Annotated in this window: 19 protein-coding genes and 1 tRNA gene; 6 read left to right on the forward strand and 14 right to left on the reverse strand. The window is 55.9% G+C overall.

Features of this window, described 5'->3' with window-relative positions; translation table 11 throughout:
• Positions 1-124: 124 nt before the first annotated feature.
• The 3 genes from ABNF92_RS04145 to ABNF92_RS04155 are packed head-to-tail and all read left to right on the forward strand — an operon-like array spanning position 125 to position 3,385.
• Positions 125-922 carry a RimK/LysX family protein gene (locus tag ABNF92_RS04145; RefSeq protein ID WP_222466434.1) on the forward strand — a complete coding sequence of 266 codons (798 nt, stop codon included), beginning with the start codon at positions 125-127 and terminating at the stop codon, positions 920-922.
• Positions 919-2,436, forward strand: a complete 1,518-nt coding sequence (locus ABNF92_RS04150; RefSeq protein WP_349343529.1) for an inactive transglutaminase family protein — start codon at positions 919-921, stop codon at positions 2,434-2,436. The genes ABNF92_RS04145 and ABNF92_RS04150 overlap by 4 nt, the downstream gene beginning before the upstream one ends.
• Position 2,437: 1 nt before the next feature.
• Entirely contained in the window at positions 2,438-3,385 is a 948-nt protein-coding gene (locus tag ABNF92_RS04155; protein WP_349343530.1) for an alpha-L-glutamate ligase-like protein, read from the forward strand.
• Positions 3,386-3,446: 61 nt separating this feature from the next.
• Here the strand turns inward: ABNF92_RS04155 and ABNF92_RS04160 are convergent, their stop codons facing one another.
• A complete protein-coding gene (locus ABNF92_RS04160; RefSeq protein ID WP_349343531.1) occupies positions 3,447-5,039 on the reverse strand; it encodes a BCCT family transporter in 1,593 nt (530 codons plus the stop codon).
• A 260-nt stretch (positions 5,040-5,299) separates the two neighbouring features.
• Here ABNF92_RS04160 and ABNF92_RS04165 point away from each other — a divergent pair, with 260 nt between their 5' ends.
• Together ABNF92_RS04165 and ABNF92_RS04170 are read left to right on the forward strand one after the other, a co-directional pair.
• Positions 5,300-6,943 (forward strand): FMN-binding glutamate synthase family protein, encoded by a 1,644-nt coding sequence (locus ABNF92_RS04165; RefSeq protein ID WP_349343532.1) that lies wholly within the window; start codon positions 5,300-5,302, stop codon positions 6,941-6,943.
• Positions 6,944-7,060: 117 nt separating this feature from the next.
• Positions 7,061-7,137: transfer RNA gene (locus tag ABNF92_RS04170), tRNA-Pro, on the forward strand.
• Positions 7,138-7,181: 44 nt separating this feature from the next.
• On the opposite strand, the gene ABNF92_RS04175 is transcribed toward ABNF92_RS04170, so the two are convergent.
• Positions 7,182-7,811, reverse strand: coding sequence for a Crp/Fnr family transcriptional regulator (locus ABNF92_RS04175; RefSeq protein ID WP_349343533.1), 630 nt, complete (start codon positions 7,809-7,811; stop codon positions 7,182-7,184).
• Between the two features lie 129 nt (positions 7,812-7,940).
• Between ABNF92_RS04175 and ABNF92_RS04180 the strand changes: the two genes are divergently transcribed.
• Positions 7,941-8,129 carry a DUF2892 domain-containing protein gene (locus ABNF92_RS04180; protein WP_349343534.1) on the forward strand — a complete coding sequence of 63 codons (189 nt, stop codon included), beginning with the start codon at positions 7,941-7,943 and terminating at the stop codon, positions 8,127-8,129.
• 66 nt (positions 8,130-8,195) lie between these two features.
• Here the strand turns inward: ABNF92_RS04180 and ABNF92_RS04185 are convergent, their stop codons facing one another.
• The 12 genes from ABNF92_RS04185 to ABNF92_RS04240 all read right to left on the reverse strand — a co-directional run bounded on the left by ABNF92_RS04185 (position 8,196) and on the right by ABNF92_RS04240 (position 23,173).
• A complete protein-coding gene (locus ABNF92_RS04185; RefSeq protein WP_008170477.1) occupies positions 8,196-8,561 on the reverse strand; it encodes a MerR family transcriptional regulator in 366 nt (121 codons plus the stop codon).
• Positions 8,542-8,844, reverse strand: coding sequence for an integration host factor subunit alpha (ihfA, locus tag ABNF92_RS04190; RefSeq protein WP_007151838.1), 303 nt, complete (start codon positions 8,842-8,844; stop codon positions 8,542-8,544). The genes ABNF92_RS04185 and ihfA overlap by 20 nt, the downstream gene beginning before the upstream one ends.
• Positions 8,845-8,847: 3 nt before the next feature.
• Entirely contained in the window at positions 8,848-11,220 is a 2,373-nt protein-coding gene (pheT, locus tag ABNF92_RS04195; RefSeq protein ID WP_349343535.1) for a phenylalanine--tRNA ligase subunit beta, read from the reverse strand.
• Positions 11,221-11,279: 59 nt separating this feature from the next.
• Positions 11,280-12,278 carry a phenylalanine--tRNA ligase subunit alpha gene (gene pheS / locus ABNF92_RS04200; RefSeq protein ID WP_069183848.1) on the reverse strand — a complete coding sequence of 333 codons (999 nt, stop codon included), beginning with the start codon at positions 12,276-12,278 and terminating at the stop codon, positions 11,280-11,282.
• Positions 12,279-12,430: 152 nt separating this feature from the next.
• Entirely contained in the window at positions 12,431-12,784 is a 354-nt protein-coding gene (rplT, locus tag ABNF92_RS04205) for a 50S ribosomal protein L20 (protein WP_008170485.1), read from the reverse strand.
• Between the two features lie 50 nt (positions 12,785-12,834).
• Positions 12,835-13,026 (reverse strand): 50S ribosomal protein L35, encoded by a 192-nt coding sequence (rpmI, locus tag ABNF92_RS04210; RefSeq protein ID WP_007151842.1) that lies wholly within the window; start codon positions 13,024-13,026, stop codon positions 12,835-12,837.
• A gap of 95 nt (positions 13,027-13,121) precedes the next feature.
• Positions 13,122-13,667, reverse strand: coding sequence for a translation initiation factor IF-3 (infC, locus tag ABNF92_RS04215; RefSeq protein ID WP_083231826.1), 546 nt, complete (start codon positions 13,665-13,667; stop codon positions 13,122-13,124).
• Entirely contained in the window at positions 13,664-15,589 is a 1,926-nt protein-coding gene (gene thrS / locus ABNF92_RS04220) for a threonine--tRNA ligase (protein ID WP_069183850.1), read from the reverse strand. The genes infC and thrS overlap by 4 nt, the downstream gene beginning before the upstream one ends.
• Before the next feature lie 152 nt (positions 15,590-15,741).
• Positions 15,742-18,342, reverse strand: coding sequence for a TRAP transporter permease (locus ABNF92_RS04225; RefSeq protein WP_209398297.1), 2,601 nt, complete (start codon positions 18,340-18,342; stop codon positions 15,742-15,744).
• 82 nt (positions 18,343-18,424) lie between these two features.
• A complete protein-coding gene (locus ABNF92_RS04230) occupies positions 18,425-19,408 on the reverse strand; it encodes a TAXI family TRAP transporter solute-binding subunit (protein WP_069183852.1) in 984 nt (327 codons plus the stop codon).
• Between the two features lie 185 nt (positions 19,409-19,593).
• Positions 19,594-21,978 carry an MMPL family transporter gene (locus ABNF92_RS04235; RefSeq protein ID WP_136631671.1) on the reverse strand — a complete coding sequence of 795 codons (2,385 nt, stop codon included), beginning with the start codon at positions 21,976-21,978 and terminating at the stop codon, positions 19,594-19,596.
• Positions 21,979-22,024: 46 nt separating this feature from the next.
• Positions 22,025-23,173 (reverse strand): YCF48-related protein, encoded by a 1,149-nt coding sequence (locus ABNF92_RS04240; protein WP_227514533.1) that lies wholly within the window; start codon positions 23,171-23,173, stop codon positions 22,025-22,027.
• Positions 23,174-23,283: the final 110 nt, after the last annotated feature.

A 23,283-nucleotide genomic window follows, 5' to 3' on the forward strand; every position in this document is an offset into this window, starting at 1 on the left:
CTGTAAATCAACCACACAGATTGGATGTTGTATACTTCCCTTCCTATTTATCCGGTTTCACACGCATAGACCGTCACAATAGCTCGGTATCGAGCGTGACAGACTGCCAGCTCAGGGGTTCTTAATGGGTTTCAAATGGTATCGGGCTGGACTGCCTAAGCTTTCCGTCACCACACTTGCAGGCATTCTTCTGCTGACGGGATGCTCGGCAGACCGCTATTTCATGGTTCCCAAAACGGATATGAATGAACTCCAGGGATCCATCAAGAGTCAGCGGGCAACTCTCGTTACCATGGAAGAAAACTCAGCGGTCAGGCACGAGCAAGCCATTGCCCAAACCCGCTCTTCGACTCAGACCATACTCGACGCAATTGCCACCCAGGTGGAAAAACCTGAATGTCCGCCAGTGCGGGCCCAGACACAATGCCCCGCAACAGATAGTTCGAAAGGGCGTGCAGACCGCCTGAAGGGCAAGGTGATTGTCGGCGAGGTTGAAAACTTCTACCTTGCGGGCCCCGGCCTGATCTACAAGGCTCGCATTGACAGCGGTGCCGAAACTTCTTCGATAGACGCACGCAACATCACCCGGTTCGAGCGGGACGGCAACAATTGGGTGCGCTTTGATGTGCCTGTTCCCGGTGCAGACAAGTTTGTAACCCTGGAAAAAGAGATCTCTCGCCGGGTTCGCGTAATCCAGGCCAGCGCCGATGAAGCGGAGCGTCGGGTCGTCGTCGAGCTTCAGTTTTTTATTGGCGATCACCAACAGGTTGCGGAGTTTACACTTGCCGACAGAACCAACCTCACCTACGAGGTTCTGATCGGCCGCAATATTCTGCGTGACGTCATGCTGATCGATGTCGGCAAGGAATATGCAACCGAGCTGCCTGAATCCATCCGCAACAGCAACGGGAACGAATCGTGACCACCCGCTCGCGCCTGCCTTTTTATATCGCTGTTTTCCTGCTCATTTCTGCAGGTATTTCCCTCGCCGTCTGGAGACACGTTGAGCTTGGCATCCCCTGGCTGACAGGTGAGCAACGCCCAGTGTGGATGGTTGAGGCCCGCATCGATTTTGACGCAGTGGACGGCTCGGTCCTTGCCAGTCTCAATATTCCCGAGCAACCACCGGGCTTCCGCATCCTGACCGAGCAAGCCGCTTCGCCCGGCTACGGCTTTTCCATCATCGATAGCGCCGGCAGCCGCCGTGCGGAGTGGAGCAAACGTGAAGTCTCGGGGCCACAGACCCTGTATTTCAAAGCCCAGTTTATTCCGGATCCAGATGCTAGGCCCGAAATCCCGGCGCGCGAACCGAAAACACCGAGGACCTTCTGGGAAGAGCCCGAGGCAACAGCGGTACAGGAAATTCTTAGCCAGGCAGAAGCCCGCTCGAGCACACCGGAAAGCATGACCCGCGAGCTTATCCGGCTGATGCAGCCAGACAGCCGGACACAGAACACAACCCTGCTGGTTTCAGAAGAGAATTACCTGGATCTTCTGGTCGACATGCTCAACCACAGTGGTATTGCCGCCAGAACAGCGGACGGACTGAGACTCGAAGATGCCCGGCGGCGGCAACAGCTGATGCCCTACCTGCAAATCTACAACGGCAAGCGTTGGCTCACCTTCAACCCCAAGACTGCCGAACAGGGCGTGCCTGAAGACCTCCTGCTTTGGCGCCAGGGGGCAGCCTCATTGCTTGATGTGGTAGGTGGCGAGAACTCGGAAGTAAGCTTCTCGATGCTCAGGCAAACGGTTCCTGCCCTTCAACTTGCAACCATGGAATCCGCAGCCAATGGTCTCGGCTTCCTGAGCTTTTACGAGCTGCCCATTGAAGAGCAAAGCATGTTCCGAATGCTGCTGTTGCTGCCACTGGGGGCACTGATGGTCGCTTTCATGCGGATTGTTATCGGCATTCGCACCTCTGGCACCTTCATGCCCGTGTTGATCGCAGTGGCCTTCGTGCAGACAACTCTGGTGCCGGGCTTGATCGCGTTCCTGTCGGTGGTATCTATTGGCTTGCTGATGCGCGGCTACCTGTCCAGCCTTAACCTGCTGCTGGTATCCCGCATATCCGCCCTGATCATCCTGGTTATCTTTATTACCGCAGGCCTGAGCATCATCGGCTATCAGATGGGATTCAATACCGGCATGACGGTCACCTTCTTCCCGATGGTGATCATCGCCTGGACCATCGAGCGGATGTCCATCCTCTGGGAAGAAGAAGGGGCGCATGAGGTCATGGTTCAGGGCGCAGGCAGTCTGTTTGTGGCCATCTGCGCCTATTTGCTGATGAGCGCACCCTTGGCCGGCCACCTCACCTTCAACTTCCCGGAGCTGCACCTTGTTATTCTCGGTCTGATCCTGTTGATGGGTCAGTACACCGGCTACAAGCTCAGCGAGCTAAGGCGCTTTACGCCAATGAAGGCGTACGACTGACATGGACTGGATATCGCCGAGATCGCTCAAGAGGCTGGGGATGCTGAACATGAACCGGCGCAATGTGGATTACATTGCCCGGTACAATGAGCGGTCATCCTATCCGTTGGTAGACAACAAACTGAAAACAAAACTGGTGGTTGCCGAATACGGCGTAAAAACCCCGAAACTGCTTCAGGTTGTCCACCAACAGCATGAGATATCACACTTCCGGGAAATGGCGGAGGATCTGGCCGGATTTGCCATCAAACCGGCGAAAGGGTCTGGCGGCAAGGGAATTACCGTCATAACCGGTCGGGATGGCGACGAGTACATCAAGGCATCCGGCTCGCGGGTAGATTCTCGGTTCCTGGAGCGTCATTTGACCAACATTCTGGCCGGGCTCTACTCGCTCGCGGGTACTCCGGACGTGGCTATCGTCGAAAACCTGGTGGAGTCCGCCCCGTCATTGGCGAAGTATTCTCATCAGGGTGTGCCCGATATCCGGATTATCGTTTTCCAGGGTTACCCGGTAATGGCGATGCTGAGGCTGGCCACAACCGCGTCTGACGGTAAGGCAAACCTGCATCAGGGCGCCGTTGGGGTTGGCCTGGATATCGGCTCTGGCCAGGGACTGAATGCGGTTCAGTTCAACCGCCCCATAACCCTCCATCCGGACACCGGTCTTGCACTGGAGAATATCCAGATAGAAGCCTGGGATGAGATGCTGGAAATGGCCTCCCGCTGCTACGAAGCAACCGGGCTGGGCTACATGGGGGTTGATCTGGTGGTAGATGCGAACGAGGGGCCACTGCTACTGGAATTGAACGCCCGGCCCGGACTGGCAATCCAGATGGCAAATGGCCGCGGACTGCTTCCCCGACTCCGCGCGATTGAAGCGCTCAAACGGCCACACTTCACGCCTCTGGAGCGCTCACGTTTCGCCATGGAAACGTTTGCCAGTAACTGAGTTAATAGCAAACATAAAAAAACCGGGGCCAAAGCCCCGGTTTTTTTATTTCCACGCCCCCTCAGGACAGTTCGCCCCGGGCGATCAAAAGTTGCCGCTCGTGACTGAGGCCCTTCAGAAGCCCCCAGGCCATGATCAGGAGAACCACCGTAAATGGCAGCCCCGCACTGATAGCGGTTGCCTGGATCGCGCCCAGTGCATCTTCACCGCCGCCAAAGATCAGAGCTGCAGCAATCGCACCCTCGGCAACTACCCAGAACACACGCTGGGCGGTCGGTGCATCAGTCTTGCCACCAGCCGTAATACTGTCGATGACCAGCGAGCCAGAGTCCGAAGATGTTACGAAGAACACCAGAACCAGAACGATACCGACAAATGACAGGATTCCAGTCAGCGGGAGGTTCGCGAACATCTGGAACGTAGCCAGCGAAACCTCGGTCAGGCCGTTCTCAGCCAGTTCACCAATGCCCTGCTGAATCTGTTCAATGGCGGCACCACCAAAGGCGCTCATCCATACAACAGTGATAACAGTCGGGACGATCAACACGGCAGTGACAAATTCACGAACGGTACGGCCCTTGGACACGCGCGCAATGAACATACCTACGAACGGTGACCAGGAAATCCACCAGGCCCAGTAGAATACAGTCCAGCCCTGGAACCAGGCTTCGTCCTCGCGGCCAAACGGATTGCTCAGTTGCAATGCGTTGCCCACGTAATTGGAGGAAGTCACCCAGAGAGTTTCCAGAACCGTCATCGTCGGACCGGCAAATACCACGAACAACAGCAGAATGCCCGCAACGGCCATGTTGATGTTACTCAGGATCTTTACGCCACCGTCGAGCCCCCTGAGCACCGAGATCAATGCGAGGGCTGTGACGCCGACAATGATCGCCATCTGGATATTCGTGTCTGCACCCGTACCGAACAGGTAGTTCAGACCGGAAGCCGCCTGCTGGGCACCGAAACCGAGTGACGTTGCCAGACCAAAGATCGTCGCGACAACAGCCAGCACATCGATAATGTGTCCAGGCCAGCCCCACACCTTGTCTTTCAGCAGCGGGAAAAAGGCCGAGCGAATGGTCAAAGGCATGTTTTTGTTAAAGGCGAAAAACGCCAGGGAAAGAGCAACGACTGCATAGATGCCCCAGGGATGCAGACCCCAATGGTACATGGTCGCGCCCATCGCAAGATTACGGGCGTCATCTGTGTTTGCCTCTACATTGAACGGCGTCTTGTACCATCCCGTGTAGTAAGCCACCGGCTCGGCCACGGCCCAGAACATAAGACCAATGCCCATACCGGCGGCGAAAAGCATGCAGAACCAGGAAAGCGTTGAGAATTCAGGTTTGCAGTCCTGCCCCCCGATGCGGATTTTACCCATCGGCAGGAAGATCAGAGCCAGGCACACCACCACGAAGATGTTGGCACTGATCAGGAAAAACCAGTCAAACGTCGCAATAATGTCCCATTTTGCCCCGTCGAGCAGCTCTTTCGCTGGCCCGGGGAACATCAGGGTGCCTATCACAAACGCAACAACCAGTATCGCCGTAATCGGAAATACCGGTGCATGGAGATCTAGCCCGAACGGAGTGATATTGTCCTGGCCAGCCACGTAATCCGTGGAATATTCGTCTTTAACTACCTCGCCCACGTTATGGAGCCTCCTGAGTTGGTAAATCGTTTATTCAGAATCGGTATTCAGACATTACAAGCGCGTTATCATAATGTTTTGAGCTCAAAACATCAAAACCACGATTATTTTGCCGCCTTGATATTAATCATAGACCATGATCGAAAACGGACCAGCCAGATTCGGGACCAATCGCGACAGGATCCCGCATCGTACGACTAAACTCTTCATCAGCTGCCGCTCTGTTCGAGCCGGCTTTTCCGAGCCAATCAGAGGATCCCATGGAAAAAACAAAGACCTTTCCGCTTCGCTATACCGCCTATGCACTCAGCATTGCCGGATTTTTTGTCTCGCTCGGGCTTGCCCTGGTCTTGGAGGAAGGTTATGTATTTCCGGTAATATTTGGCGCGTTCGCGGCCCTGGGTACCTACGACCTGATGCAACGAAAACACACGGTCAGCCGGAACTATCCGATCATGGCAAACTTTCGTTATCTGCTTGAATCCGTGGGCCCTGAAATCCGGCAGTATTTCATCCAGTCAGACACGGAAGAGCGTCCCTTTTCACGGGAACAACGCACCATCGTCTATCAGCGCGCGAAGAATGTTCTGGACAAGCGCCCTTTCGGCTCACAGCTCGGGATGTACGATGAGGGTTTCGAGTGGATGAATCATTCCCTTGCACCCACCCGCCTCAGTAGTAGCGATTTCCGTATCCTGATCGGAAAAACCTGCGACAAGCCCTACAACGCAAGCGTGTTCAACATCTCTGCCATGAGCTTTGGCTCGCTGTCAGCCAACGCCATCCTCAGTCTCAATGCCGGCGCCAGGATGGGAGGCTTCTATCACGATACCGGAGAGGGCTCCATTTCCCGCTACCACAAACAGCCCGGCGGTGACCTGGTCTGGGAGATCGGTTCGGGATACTTCGGCTGCCGTCACAAAGATGGTTCGTTCAACGAAGACATGTTTCACGAGAATGCCTCATTTGATCAGGTCAAAATGATAGAGCTCAAACTATCTCAGGGCGCAAAGCCCGGTCATGGCGGAATTCTGCCCGGCGCCAAGGTAACGCCGGAGATCGCCGAAGCACGAGGCGTTTCTGTTGGCGAGGACTGCGTCTCCCCTGCCAGCCATTCGGCGTTCTCAACACCAACAGAAATGCTGGAATTCATTGACCGGCTGCGGGAGCTGTCCGGAGGCAAGCCCGTTGGCTTCAAGCTCGCTATCGGCCACCCATGGGAATGGTTTGCCATCGTTAAAGCCATGCTGGAGACCGGGCGAAAACCGGATTTTATCGTGGTCGACGGCGGAGAAGGCGGCACCGGTGCGGCTCCCCTCGAGTTTATTAATCGGTTGGGAATGCCAATGACCGAAGCGCTCCTGCTGGTTCACAACACTCTGGTGGGTACCAATCTTCGGGAGGACATTGCCATTGGCGCCGCCGGCAAGATCACCTCGGCCTTCAACATTGCGCGAACCCTGGCGCTGGGGGCTGACTGGTGCAACGCGGCCAGGGGCTATATGTTTGCGCTGGGCTGCATACAGGCGCTCAATTGCCACACCGGGCGCTGCCCGAGCGGCGTAGCCACCCAGGATCCCCGCCGCGGTAACAAGCTCGACGTAGAGCACAAGAGCCAGAGGGTATACAACTACCACAAGAATACGCTCGACGCGCTGCAGAACCTGCTGGAAGCCTCGGGGCTCAGGCACCCTTCCGAACTCGGCCCGGAGCACATCGTTCGGCGGGTATCCAAAACAGAGGTGCACTCTTACATGGACCTGTTCCCATTTCTGGAACCGGGCACCTTGCTGGAGGGAAAAACCGGGCTGACGGTGTTCGACAAATACTGGGAATTTGCCCGGCCAGACACTTTTGAACCACCCGAATTTATCCTGAAACTCCGGGAAACCAAGCTGCGCTAAAAAACGGGCATCAAAATCGCCATCGGATGTTTATTTTTTCCATGGGCTCGTGTAGACTTCGCTCCCGCTAAGCCACTGAGAATACTCTCAAGTTTTTCCAGTTGGCAAAGAGCGAATCGGGGCGTAGCGCAGCTTGGTAGCGCACTTGCATGGGGTGCAAGGGGTCGTAGGTTCAAATCCTACCGTCCCGACCAGATTCCAATAAAAAGCCCGGGCCGAAAGGTCCGGGCTTTTTGCTTCAGGGCTTACCGGGAAACGAACTGGTGAACTCGATCTTTCCTCGGGCAAGCCGCAGCATGCCCTTGCGTTCAAACTCTTTCAGCAGTCGGCTAACCACTTCCCTGGCGGTTCCCAACTCCACTGCAAGTTCCTGATGGGTGATAGTCATGATTCCCTGTCCGACCCTGGCCTCAAGCCACTGAAACAGACGCTCATCCATACGCCTGAACGCGACCTCTTCCACCAGTAACATCAGGTCATTCAAACGGCGTCCGTAGGATTCCATAATGCCAAGCCTGAAATCAGCAGACTGGTCCATCAGCCGGTCAAACAGCCCCCTGGGCACCATAAACACTTCGGCATCCTCTTCAACCACTGCCTCTGCACGAAAGCCATCGCCTGTCATCAGACAACCGATAGACAGTGTGCAAATGTCATCAGCCCCCATCCGATAAAGCACGATGCTGTGACCGGACAGGCCGGTCATCTGGACCTTCACGGTTCCATTCAGTACCAGAGGAAGTCCCTGACAGGGATCCCCAGCCCGGAACAGAATCCTTCCATGCTCAAAGTGAAGAGACTGCAGGCTGCCAAGGACTTCTTTGCGAAGAGGCCCGGACAAGGTTTCAAGAATGCTGTGTCGCACCATCGACTTTTCCATAGATCATCAGATTAGCTCAGCTCAGCGGCCGGCCTTGTGTGACTTTATCACTGAACCGCCAGCGAGCAGGCGCTAAAGTCCGTTCTGTCATCGCATATCAAGCAAGGAGAAAGGATCATGAGCATCAATATGGGATCTGCGGACCGTATCATTCGCGCCATCGTCGGCATTGTACTGCTGGCTCTCGTGTTTGTGGGCCCGCAAACACCCTGGGGCTGGATTGGCATTGTGCCCTTGGCAACCGCTTTGGTGGGCAACTGCCCTGCCTATTCGTTGCTGGGCATCAAAACCTGCAAGAAGCAGTAACCATGCGGGCATAAAAAAACCGGGGCAGCCATGCTGTCCCGGTTTTTCTTCAGAGCCTGGTGAACTCTATTTGACGGGCGCGTTCAGCACCTCGAGTACTTCCTCCAGCTCGGTAATCATTTGCCGGATCAGTTGCTTGTACTGGGACGTGTCGTCCTTTACCTCGTGGCTACTGAGTTTCTGCTTGGCGCCACCGATGGTGTAGCCCTGGTCGTAGAGCAGGCTCCGAATCTGGCGAATGGTAATAACATCCGCCCGCTGATAATACCGGCGGTTGCCCCGGCGCTTTACCGGCGACAGCTGGGGAAACTCCTGTTCCCAATAGCGAAGTACGTGCGCTTTTACCGCGCACAGCTCCGCCACCTCACCGATGGTGAAATAGCGCTTCCCCGGAATCGTGGGAAGTTCGTTGTTATGACTGGGTTCCAGCATACGCTTCTACTTTTTGCTTTAGTTTTTGTCCCGGGCGAAACGTAACTACACGCCGTGCACTGATGGGAATCTCTTCACCGGTTTTCGGGTTCCGTCCCGGCCGCTGCTTCTTGTCCCGAAGGTCGAAGTTACCGAAACCCGACAGCTTCACCTGTTCGTTATGGCTGAGAGCGCCTCTGATCTCATCGAAAAAAGCTTCTACCATTTCCTTGGCTTCGCGCTTGTTCAGGCCCAATTCCTCGTACAACCGCTCTGCCATTTCCGCTTTCGTCAAAGCCGCCATTTCTCAACTCCTCAGTGTTGCCCCCAGCTCTTCTTTCAATGCGTCGATCACACCGTTGAAGAGCGAATGCACTTCATCCTCGTTCAATGTACGTTCGGGATGCTGCCAGAACAGGCTCAGGGCCAGGCTCCGGTTACCTTCACCCAGGCTCTCGCCCTCATAGACATCAAACGCACGCAACGCTGTCAGCTGCTCACCGGCATGCTTTCTGGCCACACGCTCTACATCGGCGAACGCTACCTCGCTCCCGATAATAATAGCCAAATCCCGACGAACTTCCGGGAATTTTGAAATTTCTTTGAAATTAGGCACATATCCGGTAACGATTGAATTCAAGAATAGCTCAAACATCAGGATCGTGCCATTAAGTTCAAGATTTTTCTGAACTTGTGGATGCAGAGTACCCAGCCAGCCCACGTGCTCGCCGTCGCGCATCAGTTCGGCGGTCTGTCCCGGATGCAACGCAGGGTGTTTGCTGCCGATAAACTGAATCTCTATACCGAGCAACCTGAACAGACTCTCCAGATCCCCTTTTACATCAAAGAAATCCGCTGTTCTGCGACCGTTTGCCCAGTTTTCAGGATACTGGCTACCAACCACGACACCGGCCAGCATCGGCTGCTGATCAATCCGCTCGCCCTCCCGCAGAAAGCGCAGACCGGTTTCGAACAGCCGGATCCGCGGCTGCTGACGGTTCTGGTTGTGGGCGACGGTTTTCAGCAGACCACTCCATAGGGTGGTTCGCATCACCGACAGATCCGAGGAAATCGGATTGGCCAGCGCAATGCCCTGACGATCAGGATCCACCAGCTGCTGAACTTTCGGATCGACAAAGCTGTAGGTCACCGCCTCCTGATACCCATGATCCACAAAGAAGTTGCGGATAGCAGATACCGGTCGAACAGCTTCCTGCTCGGGACGCAGACCGAGCGAGCCAGTTGGCTCGGTTACGGGCAGATTGTTATAGCCATAGATCCGCCCCACTTCTTCAATCAGATCTTCCTCAATGGAGATATCCGGGCGGAAGCTGGGCACACTCACCCGCCAGCCATCTTTCAGGAGCTTTTCCACCCGAAGGCCCAGCCGGGTAAGAATTTCCTCAACGGTAGTACGGTCGATTTCCATACCCAGAACGTCATTCAGCCGGCGAGCACGCAAGTCGACAAACCGATCCCCTGGAATATCCTCATCGCTGGCAACTTCAACAATTTCTCCAGGCTCACCACCCACGATATCCATCAGCAAACGAGTTGCGCGTTCCATGGCGTCCCGCGCCAACTTGTAATCGACGCCCCGCTCAAACCGGTGCGATGCGTCTGTGTGCAGGCCATAGTGACGGGCCTTGCCTGCCAGCGTAATCGGATCGAAATAGGCGGCCTCCAGCACCAGATCCCGGGTTTTGGAACTGACACCGGAATGTTCTCCACCCATGACACCGGCAATGGCGATCGGTTTTTCGTGATCTGCAATTACCAGAGTGCCCTGGGTCAGTTCGACTTCCTGGCCATCCAGCAGAACCAGCTTTTCACCAATTCGCGCCATCCGGACAACGATCCCGCCCTGGATTTCATCACGATCAAAGGCGTGCATGGGCTGGCCAAGTTCCAGCATCACGTAATTGGTGACATCCACGGCAGCGTCAATTGAGCGAATCCCGGAACGGCGGAGCTTTTCCTGCATCCACAGGGGCGATTCCGCCTGCAGGTTCACGTTACGAAGAATCCGACCCAGATACCGTGGACAACCTGCTGGCGCTTCCACGCGGATATCAGGCACTTCAGAGTGCACCGATTCCACCGGCTCGATTTCGGGGCTGTCGACCAGCATGCTGTTCAGAACACCCACTTCCCGGGCGATGCCCTTGATAGACAGGCAGTCGGCTCGGTTGGGCGTCAGGTCCACGTCAATGGTGACGTCGTTCAGCTTCAGGTAGTCCGCTACGTCCTGACCGACCGGTGCGTCCGCGGGGAGCTCCATCAGGCCATCGTGATTGTCGGACAGCCCCAGCTCCGACTCGGAACAGAGCATGCCCTCGGAGGGCTGGCCGCGAAGCTTGGCCCTCTTGATTTTGAAATCACCGGGCAGGACCGCACCAACCACTGCAAAAGGCACCTTCATTCCTTCACGGACATTGGGAGCGCCACAAACCACCTGCACTTCAGAGGCGCCATCACTGACCTGGCAAACCCGCAGTTTATCTGCGTCAGGATGTGGACCTACCGATTTGACCTCTCCAACGACTACGCCGTTGAATTGACCGGCCACCGGCTCGAAACCGTCCACCTCCAGACCGGCCATGGTGATCTGGTCCATTAATTCCTGGGTATCGATTTGCGGATTGACCCACTCGCGCAGCCACTGTTCACTGAATTTCATGGTTATTGCCTTGTCCTGATGCGGTTATGCCTGTTTGGTTGATGCTCTGATCTTGCCTGTTAACGGAACTGGCGCAGGAAGCGCAGATCGTTCTCGAAAAACATGCGCAGATCGTTGACGCCGTAACGAAGCATGGCCAGGCGCTCTACGCCCAGGCCAAATGCGAAGCCACGGTACTCCTCGGCATCGATTCCGCAATACTCAAACACCTTGGGGTGCACCATTCCGCAACCCATGACCTCAAGCCACTTGATACTGCCGTCGGCTTCCCGCCCCCACTCGATGTCCACTTCTGCAGAAGGCTCCGTAAAGGGGAAATACGAGGGACGGAAGCGGACCTGAAGATCCCGCTCAAAGAACACTCGCAGGAACTCTTCGACTGTACTTTTAAGATCCGCAAAGCTGACGTTTTTCTCGACCAGCAAACCCTCCACCTGGTGAAACATGGGGGTGTGCGTCATATCCGAATCACAACGGTAAACCCGCCCGGGGCATATCATCCGGAACGGCGGCTTGCCCGCTTCCATGGTGCGAATCTGTACCGGCGAGGTGTGGGTTCTCAGCAGGGTGCCCGGGTTGAAATAGAATGTATCGTGCATGGCACGGGCCGGGTGATGCCCCGGAATATTGAGCGCTTCGAAGTTATGGTAATCGTCTTCAATCTCGGGCCCCTGCTCGACGGTATAGCCGGCGCGGGCGAAGAAATGCTCAATCCTTTGCAGGGTGCGGGTAACCGGGTGCAAGCCGCCCAGGTCCTGGCCACGGCCGGGCAAAGTCACATCGATGGATTCGCTGGCGAGCTTCTGCTCGATGGCAGCACGCTCAAGGTCTGTTCGCCGGGCGTTGATGGCCTCTTCAACCTGCCCCTTGGCTTCATTGATTTTCTGGCCGGCGGCAGGGCGCTCCTCGGCCGAGAGCTTGCCAAGAGTTTTCGCCTGCTGGGTAATCACGCCCTTCTTGCCAAGATACTCAACACGAATTTGATCAAGTGCCTGCAGGCTGTCGGCGCTATCAACTGCTGCCAGACCGTCCTGAACCAGTTGCTCCAGGTTTTCCATTGACCCTGCTCCAAACCAGAAATGGAAGTGCTTAAAAACGTAACTTCAAAAACAAAAATAGGGGAAGAGCGTGCCCTTCCCCTATCAGGAGGCGCCGTCATGAAATCATGGGGCGCCCATATCGATCAGCAATCGATGAAAGAGCTAAGCGATCACAGGGACGCTTTGGCCTTCTCAACAACAGCGGCAAACGCCTGCTGCTCGTTCATGGCCAGATCGGCCAGAACCTTACGATCGATTTCAACGTTAGCCTTTTTCAGGCCAGCGATCAGACGGCTGTAAGACAGACCGTTAGCGCGGGCACCAGCATTGATACGGGCAATCCACAGAGCGCGGAAAGCACGCTTGCGGTTACGACGGTCACGGTACGCGTACTGACCGGCCTTGATAACCGCCTGCTTGGCTACACGGAATACCCGGCTACGAGCGCCGTAGTAACCTTTGGCCTGATTGAGAATCTTTTTGTGACGACGGCGTGCGACCACACCACGTTTTACACGAGCCATACTTTAATCCTTCTACCTGTACTTTCTAAGGAATGATTCTCGCGGCTGGATCAGCACGCGGTCATACGCTTGATAGATGCAACATCCGACTTGGCGATGAGCTTGGTGCCGCGCAGCTGACGCTTACGCTTCGGGCTCTTCTTGGTCAGGATGTGGCTGGTGAAGGACTGCTTGTGCTTGAAGCCGGTGGCGGTTTTCTTGAACCGCTTGGTGGCTCCGCTTTTGGTTTTCATCTTGGGCATTTTTTAAAACTCCGCATTCTATTTTTAAATAAACAATGATGTGCCCCTGAACGACAAATCCCCCGCATGCGCGGGGGACAAGCACCCGATCAGGTTCACTTCTTCTTGCGGGGCGCCACTACCATGGTCATCTGCCGGCCTTCCATTTTCGGCCGCATCTCTACCTGGGCAAGCTCTTCCACGTCGGATTCGATGCGCTGCATGAGCTGCATACCAATTTCCTGGTGTGCCATCTCACGGCCTCGGAAACGGATCGTGATTTTGCCGCGGTCCCCGTTTTCAAGGAAACGTATCAGGTTGCGTAGTTTGACCTGATAATCCCCTTCTTCAGTTCCGGGACGGAACTTAAGCTCTTTGACCTGCGTCTGCTTCTGTTTCTTCTTGGCAGCCGCCTTGGCTTTCTTCTCTTCGAAGATCTTCTTGCCGTAGTCCATTATCTTACAGACGATCGGATCGGAATCCGTAACCTGCACCAGATCAAGGGTAGCCTCTTCGGCCTGCTTTAGAGCTTCCTCAATTGGCACAATTCCGACCTGGTTGCCTTCGGCATCGATCAGGCGGACTTCAGTTGCGTCAATATTCTCATTGATAGGCGCTTTCGGAGTACGCCCACCCCGATTCGTTCGCTGTTTAATAATCAGATCTCCGTCTTGGTTCTGCCTTTGCGTTGAATTTCATCAGCCAACAGCTGTTCGAACGCTTCAAGCGATAAAGTTCCCAGATCTTCGCCCTTGCGGGTACGTACGGCAACCGCGTTATTCTCGATTTCCTTGTCACCTACGACGACAAGATAGGGAACCTTGTTAAGAGTATGCTCGCGGATTTTAAAGCCGATCTTCTCGTTTCTCAAGTCAGCATTAACCCTATACCCCAAAGAATCCCACTTTTTCGCCAGATTCTGACAATAATCACGCTGATTATCGGTAATATTGAGGATTGCCACCTGTGTCGGCGCGAGCCAGGTCGGGAATGCTCCTTCGTATTCCTCGATCAGGATCCCGATGAAACGCTCGAAGGAACCCAACACCGCGCGGTGCAGCATTACCGGAGTTTTCCGCTCCGAATTGTCGGCAACATACTGCGCTCCCAGACGACCCGGCATTGAGAAGTCTACCTGGATGGTGCCACACTGCCACACCCGTCCGATACAGTCTTTCAGGGAGAACTCGATCTTGGGCCCGTAAAAGGCCCCTTCGCCCGGCAGCAGTTCCCAGTCTACGCCCTCACGATTCAGCGCCTCTTCCAGGGCGGCTTCCGCCTTGTCCCAGACTTCATCGGAGCCAACCCGCTTTTCCGGACGGGTTGAGAGCTTGTAAAGGATTTCAGTGAACCCGAAGTCCGTGTAGATTTCGTGCAGCATTTCGATAAAGGCCGACACTTCCTGCTGGATAGCGTCTTCTTCACAGAAGATATGGGCGTCGTCCTGGGTAAAGCCCCGAACCCGCATGAGTCCATGCAACGCTCCGGAAGCCTCGTTCCGATGGCAGGAACCGAATTCTGCCAGCCTCAGCGGAAGGTCCTTGTAGCTTTTCAGCCCCTGGTTGAAGACCTGAACGTGGCACGGACAGTTCATGGGCTTGATGGCGTAGTCGTGTTTTTCCGACTCGGTGGTGAACATGTCGTCCTTGAACTTGTCCCAGTGCCCTGACTTCTCCCACAGGGTTCGCGACACCACCTGTGGCGTCTTGATTTCCTTGTAGCCATGCTCCTGCTGCTTGCGGCGCATGTATTGTTCGACTTCCTGGTATAGCGACCAGCCATCGGGATGCCAGAACACCATGCCCGGCGCCTCTTCCTGCATATGGAACAGGCCAAGCTTCTTGCCAACCTTGCGGTGATCTCGCTTCTCTGCTTCTTCCAGACGGTGCAGGTAGGCCTTCAGATCTTTCTTGTTGCCCCAGGCGGTTCCGTAAACGCGCTGAAGCTGCTCATTACTGGTGTCGCCCCGCCAGTAGGCGCCGGCCACCTTGGTCAGTTTGAAGGCTTTCAGTTTGCCGGTGCTTGGCACGTGGGGACCGCGGCACAGGTCGATAAAGTCGCCCTGACTGTAGAAAGAAAGGTCTTCGTCGCCCGGAATGTCCTGGATGATACGGACCTTGTACTCTTCGCCCATATCTTCAAAGAGCTTGATCGCCTCATCACGGGACATGATGGAGCGCGAAACCGGAAGGTCCTGCTTGGCGAGCTCTTCCATACGCTTCTCGATCCGCGCCAGGTCCTCATTGGTGAACGGGCGGTCGTACTTGAAGTCGTAGTAGAAGCCGTTGTCGATCACCGGGCCGATGGTAACCTGGGCTCCTGGAAACAGTTCCTGGACAGCCATGGCCATCAAGTGCGCCGTGGAATGGCGAATGATATCAACGCCCTCCTCGTCACGTTCTGTGACAATGGCGAGGTCGGCATCATTCTCGATGCGATAGCTGGTGTCCACGAGCTGACCATCCACCTTTCCGGCAAGGGCGGCTTTGGCAAGGCCAGCGCCAATATCGGCGGCAACGTCATGAACGGTTACGGGTTCGGCAAAACTGCGATGGCTGCCATCGGGCAGGGTTACGACGGGCATGAAAAGCTCCTGTTGGTTACTCAGCGGTGATCTATACCAGAGACCACATGGTGACGGCGCGACGCGATACAAACCGCGGGCCGATTCGAGGCGAAGTCTAACAGAAAAAAACCCGGCAGGTTAATGCCGGGTTTCTCGCATCCAGGGCTCTGTCAGGCCGCCTGGCCGGCTGCCTCTTCGCGGGCCCGTCGCCGGAGCTGGCCATAGGCCAGAAGACCCAGAAGCGCCAGGGCCGGAATGAACATCAGCTCCTTCGGCGGTCGCGAAAGCTGAACCTGCACGGCATCGATGGTCCAGCCAAACTGGATACCGACCTCTTCCGCCGGGCTGCCAAACCCGACAAAGTCCACCGCCATTTTGTCGCCGTCAGGGCTCAGCTCCAGGCCTGCCTCCATCAGTCTCTGCTCAGGTGTCTCGCCTGCGGGAATCGGCAGCCGCACATAGGTGCTCACCTCATCGCCATCGATATTCATGCCAGATGCCTTGAGGATGATCGGCTGGCCCGCCGGAACCTCTTCGACATACTCCATGACCTGTGCACCCGGCTGGTCTTCAGTCGGCGGGTAAACCATGTCCCACCAGAAACCTGGACGGAACATGGTGAAGGTGATGAGCAGCAGCAACACTGTTTCCCATTTATAGCTCTTGGTAAACCAGTAGCCCTGGGTAGCGGCCGAGAATACCAGCATGGCCGTGACCGCACTGAAGATGGTCACCAGCAGGTCAAACCACCCCGTCAGGCCGATCAGCAACAACTGGGTGTTGAAGATAAACATGAACGGCAGGATTGCGGTTCGAATATCGTAGGTAAAACCCTGCACACCGGTCCGTATCGGGTCGGCACCCGAAATGGCCGCCGCCGCGTAGGCGGCAAGACCCACCGGTGGCGTATCATCCGCGAGGATGCCGAAGTAGAACACGAACAGGTGCACCGCAATCAGCGGTACGATCAGTCCGTTCTGGGCACCAAGGGTGACAATCACCGGCGCCATCAAAGTGGAGACAACAATGTAGTTCGCGGTAGTTGGCAGCCCCATACCGAGAATCAGACTGATAATGGCGGTGAAAATGAGCATGAGCAGCAGATTGCCGCCAGACAGGAACTCCACGAAGGCCGTCATTACGAGGCCAATACCCGTCAGGGTGACGGTGCCCACCACAATCCCTGCGGTGGCGGTCGCCACGCCAATACCGACCATGTTGCGAGCGCCGGTGGCCAGCGAATGGGCCAGATCGAAAAAGCCGTCTTTGGTCAGGCGGGCGAAGTCGCCACGCTTGCGGAAAAAGGCTTTCAGCGGCCGCTGGGTGATCACAATGAAGATCATGAACACGGTAGCCCAGAACGCGGAAAGCTGGGGTGAAAAGCGCTCAACAGTCAGGCACCACACCAGGACCACCACCGGCAGCAGGAAATACAGGCCGGTTTTCACGGTTGGCCCGACCGGAGGCAGCTCGCCCATGTCCTTGTTCGGGTCGTCCTCTTCCAGCTCAGGGAAACGCGTCGCGTAACCTACCAGGGCGACATAGACGGCTACCAACAGCGGCGCCAGCACCCAGATGGCTGCCTCGCCGAGCAATGTCTTCATCCAGCCTATGCCGTAGTACACCACCAGAGTGAGTATGATCAGGCCCAGCAGCATCACCACCCAGTTCAGCATCCGCTGCGCCATGGTGGGCTTGTTCAACCGCTCGATGCCCTGCATGTTCAGCTTGCAAGCTTCGAGGTGCACGATGTAGATGAGGGCGACGTAGGAAATCATCGCCGGCAGGATCGCGTGCTTGATGACCTCAAGGTAAGAGATACCCACATACTCAACCATCAGGAACGCGGCTGCGCCCATGATGGGCGGCGTCAGCTGACCGTTCGTTGAAGCAGCCACTTCGACGGCGCCAGCCTTGGTGGCTGGAAAACCCACCCGCTTCATCAACGGAATGGTGAAGGTCCCGGTAGTCACCACATTGGCGATGGAGGAACCAGAGATCACACCACTCAGGCCACTGGACACAACCGCAGCCTTGGCCGGGCCGCCCCGCATGTGACCAAGCATGGCGTAGGCCACCTTGATGAAATAGTTGCCGGCACCGGCCCTCTCCAGCAGTGCGCCGAACAGAACAAACAGAAAGACAAAACTGGTGGACACCCCGAGCGCCACACCAAACACGCCTTCCGTACCCAGCCATTGATGGGAAGCCAGCTTGCTAAGACTGACGCCCTTGTGGGCAATCACATCCGGCATGTAGGGGCCGGCAATAGAGTAGGTTATGAATACCGCGGCCACGATGGTCAATGGCAGACCAAGTGAACGCCGGGTAGCTTCCAGCAGCAGCACCAGACCGATCAGCGCAACCCAAAGATCCTGGGTGATCGGCGCACCGGGACGCGTCGAAAGCTCTTCATAAAAAACGTATAGATAAGAGGCACAAAACGCCGCCACAACGGCGAGGATCCAGTCGTAAATCGGGACCGCGTTAACATGACGACCACGGATCATCGGAAAAGACGCGAAGGCCAGGAAAACGGCGAACGCCAGGTGAATCGAACGGGCTTCCGTCGAATTGAAAATGCCGAAATCCAGAATAAACGGGAGCGGTGACGCAATCCAGAGCTGGAACAGCGACCACACAAGGGGAACGATGAACAGAATAACGGCCGCGTAACCGGTCGCCGCCCTGCCCCCGGTTTCGGTCTGCAGGATTTCTTCTACATTGCCGCCGCCAGCGCTACCTCCGTTCGACGGATCGCTCGTTGCCATAAGTTCTTCCTGTAGCGTGAAAGGTTGTTCTCTGAAGGGAAACCCGGCGGGCCTGGGCCCGCCGGTCCGGTTTCAGGTCAGATCAGTCGATCAGACCGGCTTCCTTGTAGTACTTGGCAGCACCCGGGTGCAGCGGCGCACTCAGGGCATCAGAGACCATCTCTTCCTTGTTCAGATTGGCGAAGGCAGGGTGCAGACGCTTGAAGCTGTCGAAGTTTTCGAACACCGCCTTGACCACGGCATAAACCACATCTTCCGGTACATCGGTGGAAGAAACAAAGGTTGCCGCCACACCGAAGGTAGTGGTGTCTTCGTCAGAGCCACGGTACATACCACCCGGGATGACCGCTTTGCGGTAATACGGATTCTCTTCGATCAGTGTCTGGGTCGCCTCGTTATCAACGTTGACAATCACGCTGTCACAGGAAGTAGTGGCTTCCTTGATGGCGCCTGAGGGGTGCCCGACGGTGTAGAAGAAAGCGTCGATGTTGCCGTCGCACAGGGCCTGTGACTGCTCGGCGGCCTTGATCTCAGCGGCGAGGGCAAACTTGTCCATGCCCCAACCCATTTCTTCCATCAGAACCTCGGCAGTGGCCCGCTGGCCAGAACCCGGGTTACCAACGGAAACCCGCTTGCCTTCCAGGTCTTCAAAGGTCTTGATGCCTGAACCCTTGCTGGCAACAACGGTGAACGGCTCTGGATGCAGGGAAAATACCGCGCGAAGGTCCTTGTTGGCGCCATCGTCCTTGAATTGGCTGGTGCCGTTGTAGGCATGATATTGCCAGTCGGACTGGGCCACGGCCAGATCGAGCTCGCCCTGGCGGATAGCGTTCAGGTTGTAGACGGAGCCACCGGTGCTCTCAACGGAGCAGCGGATACCATGTTCTTTACGGTCCATGTTCACCAGACGACAGATCGCACCGCCGGCCGGATAATAAACACCGGTTACACCACCGGTGCCGATAGTCACAAAGCGCTGCTCCTGCGCGGAAACGGAGGTGGAAGCAGCACCCAGGCTGACTGCGGCAGCGACAGCAAATGCGGAGGCTTTCAGTTTCAGTGTCATGTGAGTTCTTCCTTTTTTCTGTTCATTGTAATGAAGCGCCCGCCTCGTGGGCGGGCAAATGGTACGAACACCGTAAAACATAGACCACTTCACACCATAAATAAAGCATGGATTAGCTCGCTAAACGGTTGAGCAGACAACAAAAAAGCCCGCGATGCGGGCTTTTTTGCAGATAATTGCGAATGTTATTTCGCAGCTCGGGCCTTGGCGAGCATCTGGTCCGGCCGCAGCAGGAACCGGGCCAGAGCCGGCAACAGCCAGATGGCTCCCACCATATTCCACAGGAACATGAAGAACAGCAGGAAGCCCATGTCGGCCTGGAACTTGATCGGCGAGAAGATCCAGGTGACAACACCCAGGCCCAGCGTCACGCCGGTAAACATCACCGCCTTACCAGTGGAGCGCAGCGTCTCGTAGTAGGCCTCCTGGAGTGTTTTGCCCTCAAGCAGGTATTTCTCCAGCTTGCTGTAGATGTAGATGCCGTAGTCGACACCTATACCAACACCCAGGGCAATAACCGGCAGGGTTGCCACTTTGATACCAATGCCGGACACCGCCATGATCGCCTCGCAGAGGATCGACGTCAGTCCCAGAGGTATCACGATACACAGTACCGCGCGGACCGAGCGGAAGGTCACGAAGCACAGCAAACTCACCACGCTGTAGACGAGAATCAGCATCTTGTCCTTGGCGCCGGAGATAACCTCATTGGTCGCAGCCTCGACACCGGCATTACCGGCCGCCAGCAGGAACCGGTGCTCCTCGTTGCTGTTCTTCTCGGCAAACTGTTCGACGCGCTCAACAACGGTTTCCAGGGTCTCTGCCTTGTGATCCTCAAGGAATACCAGAACCGGGGTCAGGCTACAGTCGGTATTGATCAGACCGGCAGGCGCTTCGCGAATGGAGGCATTGATGATGGTCTGGTTGCGGGAGATCTCGTACCACTTCCAGTTACCTTCGTTCAGAGCCTTGGTGACCATCTTGGAGACATCTGCAAGGGATGCCGAGGACTGCACGCCCGGCGTGTTCTGAAGCTCCCATTGCAGGGTGTCCATGGCCCGCAGCACATTATACTGGGTGCACTGCTCTTCCGGCGTTTTAACCATCACAACCAAGACATCCGCACTGGTGGAATAGTTATCGATGATGTAGGCGTTATCCTTGTTGTACCGGGAATCCGCGCGGAGCTCCGGCGCGCCCTGGTCAAGGTCACCGATTTTGAGATCCTGCTTGTAGTAGAGACCCAGGCCAAGACCAATGACAGCAATCAGCAGGGAGATGGGCGCCACGCCCGGATGCGAGAAGTAAGACATCGCGCGCCACTTTCGATCCTGCTTTTCACCGTGGTTCTGTACGTGGCGGATACCGCCCTTGGAGATACCAACGTAGGACATGATCAACACATGCAGAACCAGGTTGGTGAGGATGACATACGCCACACCAATACCCGCGGCAATCGCAAGGTCCCGGATAACGTCGATCTCAATAAAGAACAGGGTCAGGAAGCCAAAGGCGTCTGAGATCAGTGCCAACATGCCAGGTATGTAAAGGGCCCGGAAAGCAAGACGCGCGGCAGTCACCGCATCGAAGCCCTTGGCAGCTTCAACGGCCATGGCGTTGACAATCTGAACACCGTGACTGATACCGATCGCGAACACGAGGAAGGGCACCAGAACGGAGTAAGGGTCAAGACCATACCCCAGCAACCGAAGGGTCCCCAACTGCAGGAAAACGGCAATAATCGAGGTAAAGACCGGAACCAGGGTCCCGGCAATGGCCCGGGAGTACCAGAACAACAAAAGCGTGGTCAGCAGGATGGTAATGCCGGCGAACCATGCAATGGATCCGATGCCTTCAATCAGATCACCAACCTTCTTGGCGAAACCGACAATGTGAATCTGGATGTTCGGGTTCTGCTCTTCGTACTTTTCCCGGATTTTTTCCTCGAGCTGACGGGAAAATTCGCCGTAATCCAGGGCCTCACCGGTTTCCGGATTTTTCTCGTACAGTGGCGCGTAAACGATCGTTGACTTGAAGTTGTCGGAAATCAGGCGACCAACTTCGTTTGAACGCAGAACATTCTGACGGAGCTGCTCAAGGCTGTCCCGGGAGCCGTCGTAACCGTCCGGTATAACCGTACCGCCCTGGAAACCCTGTTCAGTAACCTCCACCCAGCGCACGTTCGACGTCCACAGGGATTTGAGACCGGAACGATCCACACCATTGAGGTAGAAGACCTCGTCAGTAATCTGCTTCAGGGTCTCCATGTACTCCTGGGTGAAAATATCGCCCTCTTTTGCCTCGACGGCGATACGGACAAAGTTACCCAGGTTTTCCAGGTCATCCCGGTGCTCGAGCATGTTCACGATATAGGGATGCTCAAGAGGAATCATCCTCTCGAAACTGGCATCAGGCTGGATCTTGACGGCGTTGTAACCAAGAAACAGCGTCAATACGGCAAAAAAGATAAGAATGATCGGCCGGTTATTGAAGAGCAGCCTTTCGAGAAAGGGTTCCGCCTTGGGCGTGGTCAGGTAGTGCTCGCCCTTGTCATGCTTAGGGTTGGACATTCAAAAGCCCCTCTATTGTTCGTTCGGTTGTTGCCACATCAGGGCGTTATTGAAGGTTTCTTCCACGGGCGTCTGTAATTTTCGCGCCACCTTCGCCGACAATCAGCAGGTCTGTTCCTGAAATAGGCACGGCACTCATGACGCCCTCCCGATCACTGCGGAAATGCTCTCGAAAGGTTTCTGCGCCATTGGTACTCATCAGCACCGCGCCACCGTTACCCACGAGGGTAATGCGGCCATCTTCAGCAACGACGCCGCTGTTGAGGGTCGCCCCGGCAGAATTCGGGACCATCCGCCAGCTCTTGCCCAGATCGGAAGAGAACAGCATGTTGCCCCGGAGGCCAAACGCGAGAATCTCGTTCACCTGACCTGTGCCAATAACACCGAACAGGGAGCCTTCATAGGGTGCCTCGCGGCGCTCAAAGGTCTCACCACCGTCCACAGAGACGTGTATCTGACCGGCCTCACCCACAACCACAAGGGCTCCACCCGTAATCCGGGTAATGCCATTCAGGTGGAAGTTCTGCCGGTTATCAATTCTTGGCGCCCAGTCTTTCCAGGTTTCACCGCCGTCCATCGTACGCAGGAACATGCCGTAGGCTCCCACCACAAAACCGCGGTTCTCGTTTTCGAACCAGACGTCCAGCAGCGGGTTGACCGGACCGATATCCATGTCCGCCTGAATGTTCTCAAGGGCAAAGTAAAGATCGTCCAGTGCCCACTCGAGGTCTTCTTTTTCTTCCTCAGGCGCTTCTTCGATGCGCTCCTGCATGGCAACAATCTGTTCTTCGCGGCTCTCGATGGCCAGCTCCATGGCCCGGATCCCGTCGATCTGAAGGCTCCAGGTGGCTCCGGCGTCAGTGGTTTTGAGAACCACGCCACTGTGCCCCACTGCCCAGCCATGGGTGTCGGTACCGAAATCAATCGCTGTAAGGGTCACAGAAACAGGAACTTCACCCTGAACCCAGGTTTTCCCCTCGTCATCCGAGTAGATGATATGCCCGCGTTCTCCGACGGCCACAATACGATCACCAACCCGGGTCGCATCGGTTAGAAGATTCTCCGGGGCCAGATCCGTTAGCCGGGCCGGGGTTTCGATGATATCTGCAAGCGCAAACGCTGCAGGGGCAGACCAGACCATGGAAAGTCCAAGGCAGGCAGCGCCCAGAGTCTTGCACATCAACCTTTTAGCCATTCAGATTGCCTATTATGTTGTATTGAACTGTGTCTCTGACCGGCAAAGCCGGGAATAACTGTAAACATACCGGCAACCCTGCGGTTGCCGGTATGTCGGGTCGCCACTTC

Origin of the sequence: Marinobacter sp. MMG032 (assembly GCF_040112695.1) — a bacterium.
Classification (GTDB): Bacteria; Pseudomonadota; Gammaproteobacteria; order Pseudomonadales; family Oleiphilaceae; genus Marinobacter; species Marinobacter salsuginis.

Coding starts and splice junctions, on each gene's coding strand:
- ABNF92_RS04145 (WP_222466434.1), top strand. CDS start 125: ATGGGTTTCAAATGGTATCGGGCTGGACTGCCTAAGCTTTCCGTCACC.
- ABNF92_RS04155 (WP_349343530.1), top strand. CDS start 2,438: ATGGACTGGATATCGCCGAGATCGCTCAAGAGGCTGGGGATGCTGAAC.
- ABNF92_RS04165 (WP_349343532.1), top strand. CDS start 5,300: ATGGAAAAAACAAAGACCTTTCCGCTTCGCTATACCGCCTATGCACTC.
- ABNF92_RS04175 (WP_349343533.1), bottom strand. CDS start 7,811: ATGGTGCGACACAGCATTCTTGAAACCTTGTCCGGGCCTCTTCGCAAA.
- ABNF92_RS04180 (WP_349343534.1), top strand. CDS start 7,941: ATGAGCATCAATATGGGATCTGCGGACCGTATCATTCGCGCCATCGTC.
- ABNF92_RS04185 (WP_008170477.1), bottom strand. CDS start 8,561: ATGCTGGAACCCAGTCATAACAACGAACTTCCCACGATTCCGGGGAAG.
- ihfA (WP_007151838.1), bottom strand. CDS start 8,844: ATGGCGGCTTTGACGAAAGCGGAAATGGCAGAGCGGTTGTACGAGGAA.
- pheT (WP_349343535.1), bottom strand. CDS start 11,220: ATGAAATTCAGTGAACAGTGGCTGCGCGAGTGGGTCAATCCGCAAATC.
- pheS (WP_069183848.1), bottom strand. CDS start 12,278: ATGGAAAACCTGGAGCAACTGGTTCAGGACGGTCTGGCAGCAGTTGAT.
- rplT (WP_008170485.1), bottom strand. CDS start 12,784: ATGGCTCGTGTAAAACGTGGTGTGGTCGCACGCCGTCGTCACAAAAAG.
- rpmI (WP_007151842.1), bottom strand. CDS start 13,026: ATGCCCAAGATGAAAACCAAAAGCGGAGCCACCAAGCGGTTCAAGAAA.
- thrS (WP_069183850.1), bottom strand. CDS start 15,589: ATGCCCGTCGTAACCCTGCCCGATGGCAGCCATCGCAGTTTTGCCGAA.
- ABNF92_RS04225 (WP_209398297.1), bottom strand. CDS start 18,342: ATGGCAACGAGCGATCCGTCGAACGGAGGTAGCGCTGGCGGCGGCAAT.
- ABNF92_RS04230 (WP_069183852.1), bottom strand. CDS start 19,408: ATGACACTGAAACTGAAAGCCTCCGCATTTGCTGTCGCTGCCGCAGTC.
- ABNF92_RS04235 (WP_136631671.1), bottom strand. CDS start 21,978: ATGTCCAACCCTAAGCATGACAAGGGCGAGCACTACCTGACCACGCCC.
- ABNF92_RS04240 (WP_227514533.1), bottom strand. CDS start 23,173: ATGGCTAAAAGGTTGATGTGCAAGACTCTGGGCGCTGCCTGCCTTGGA.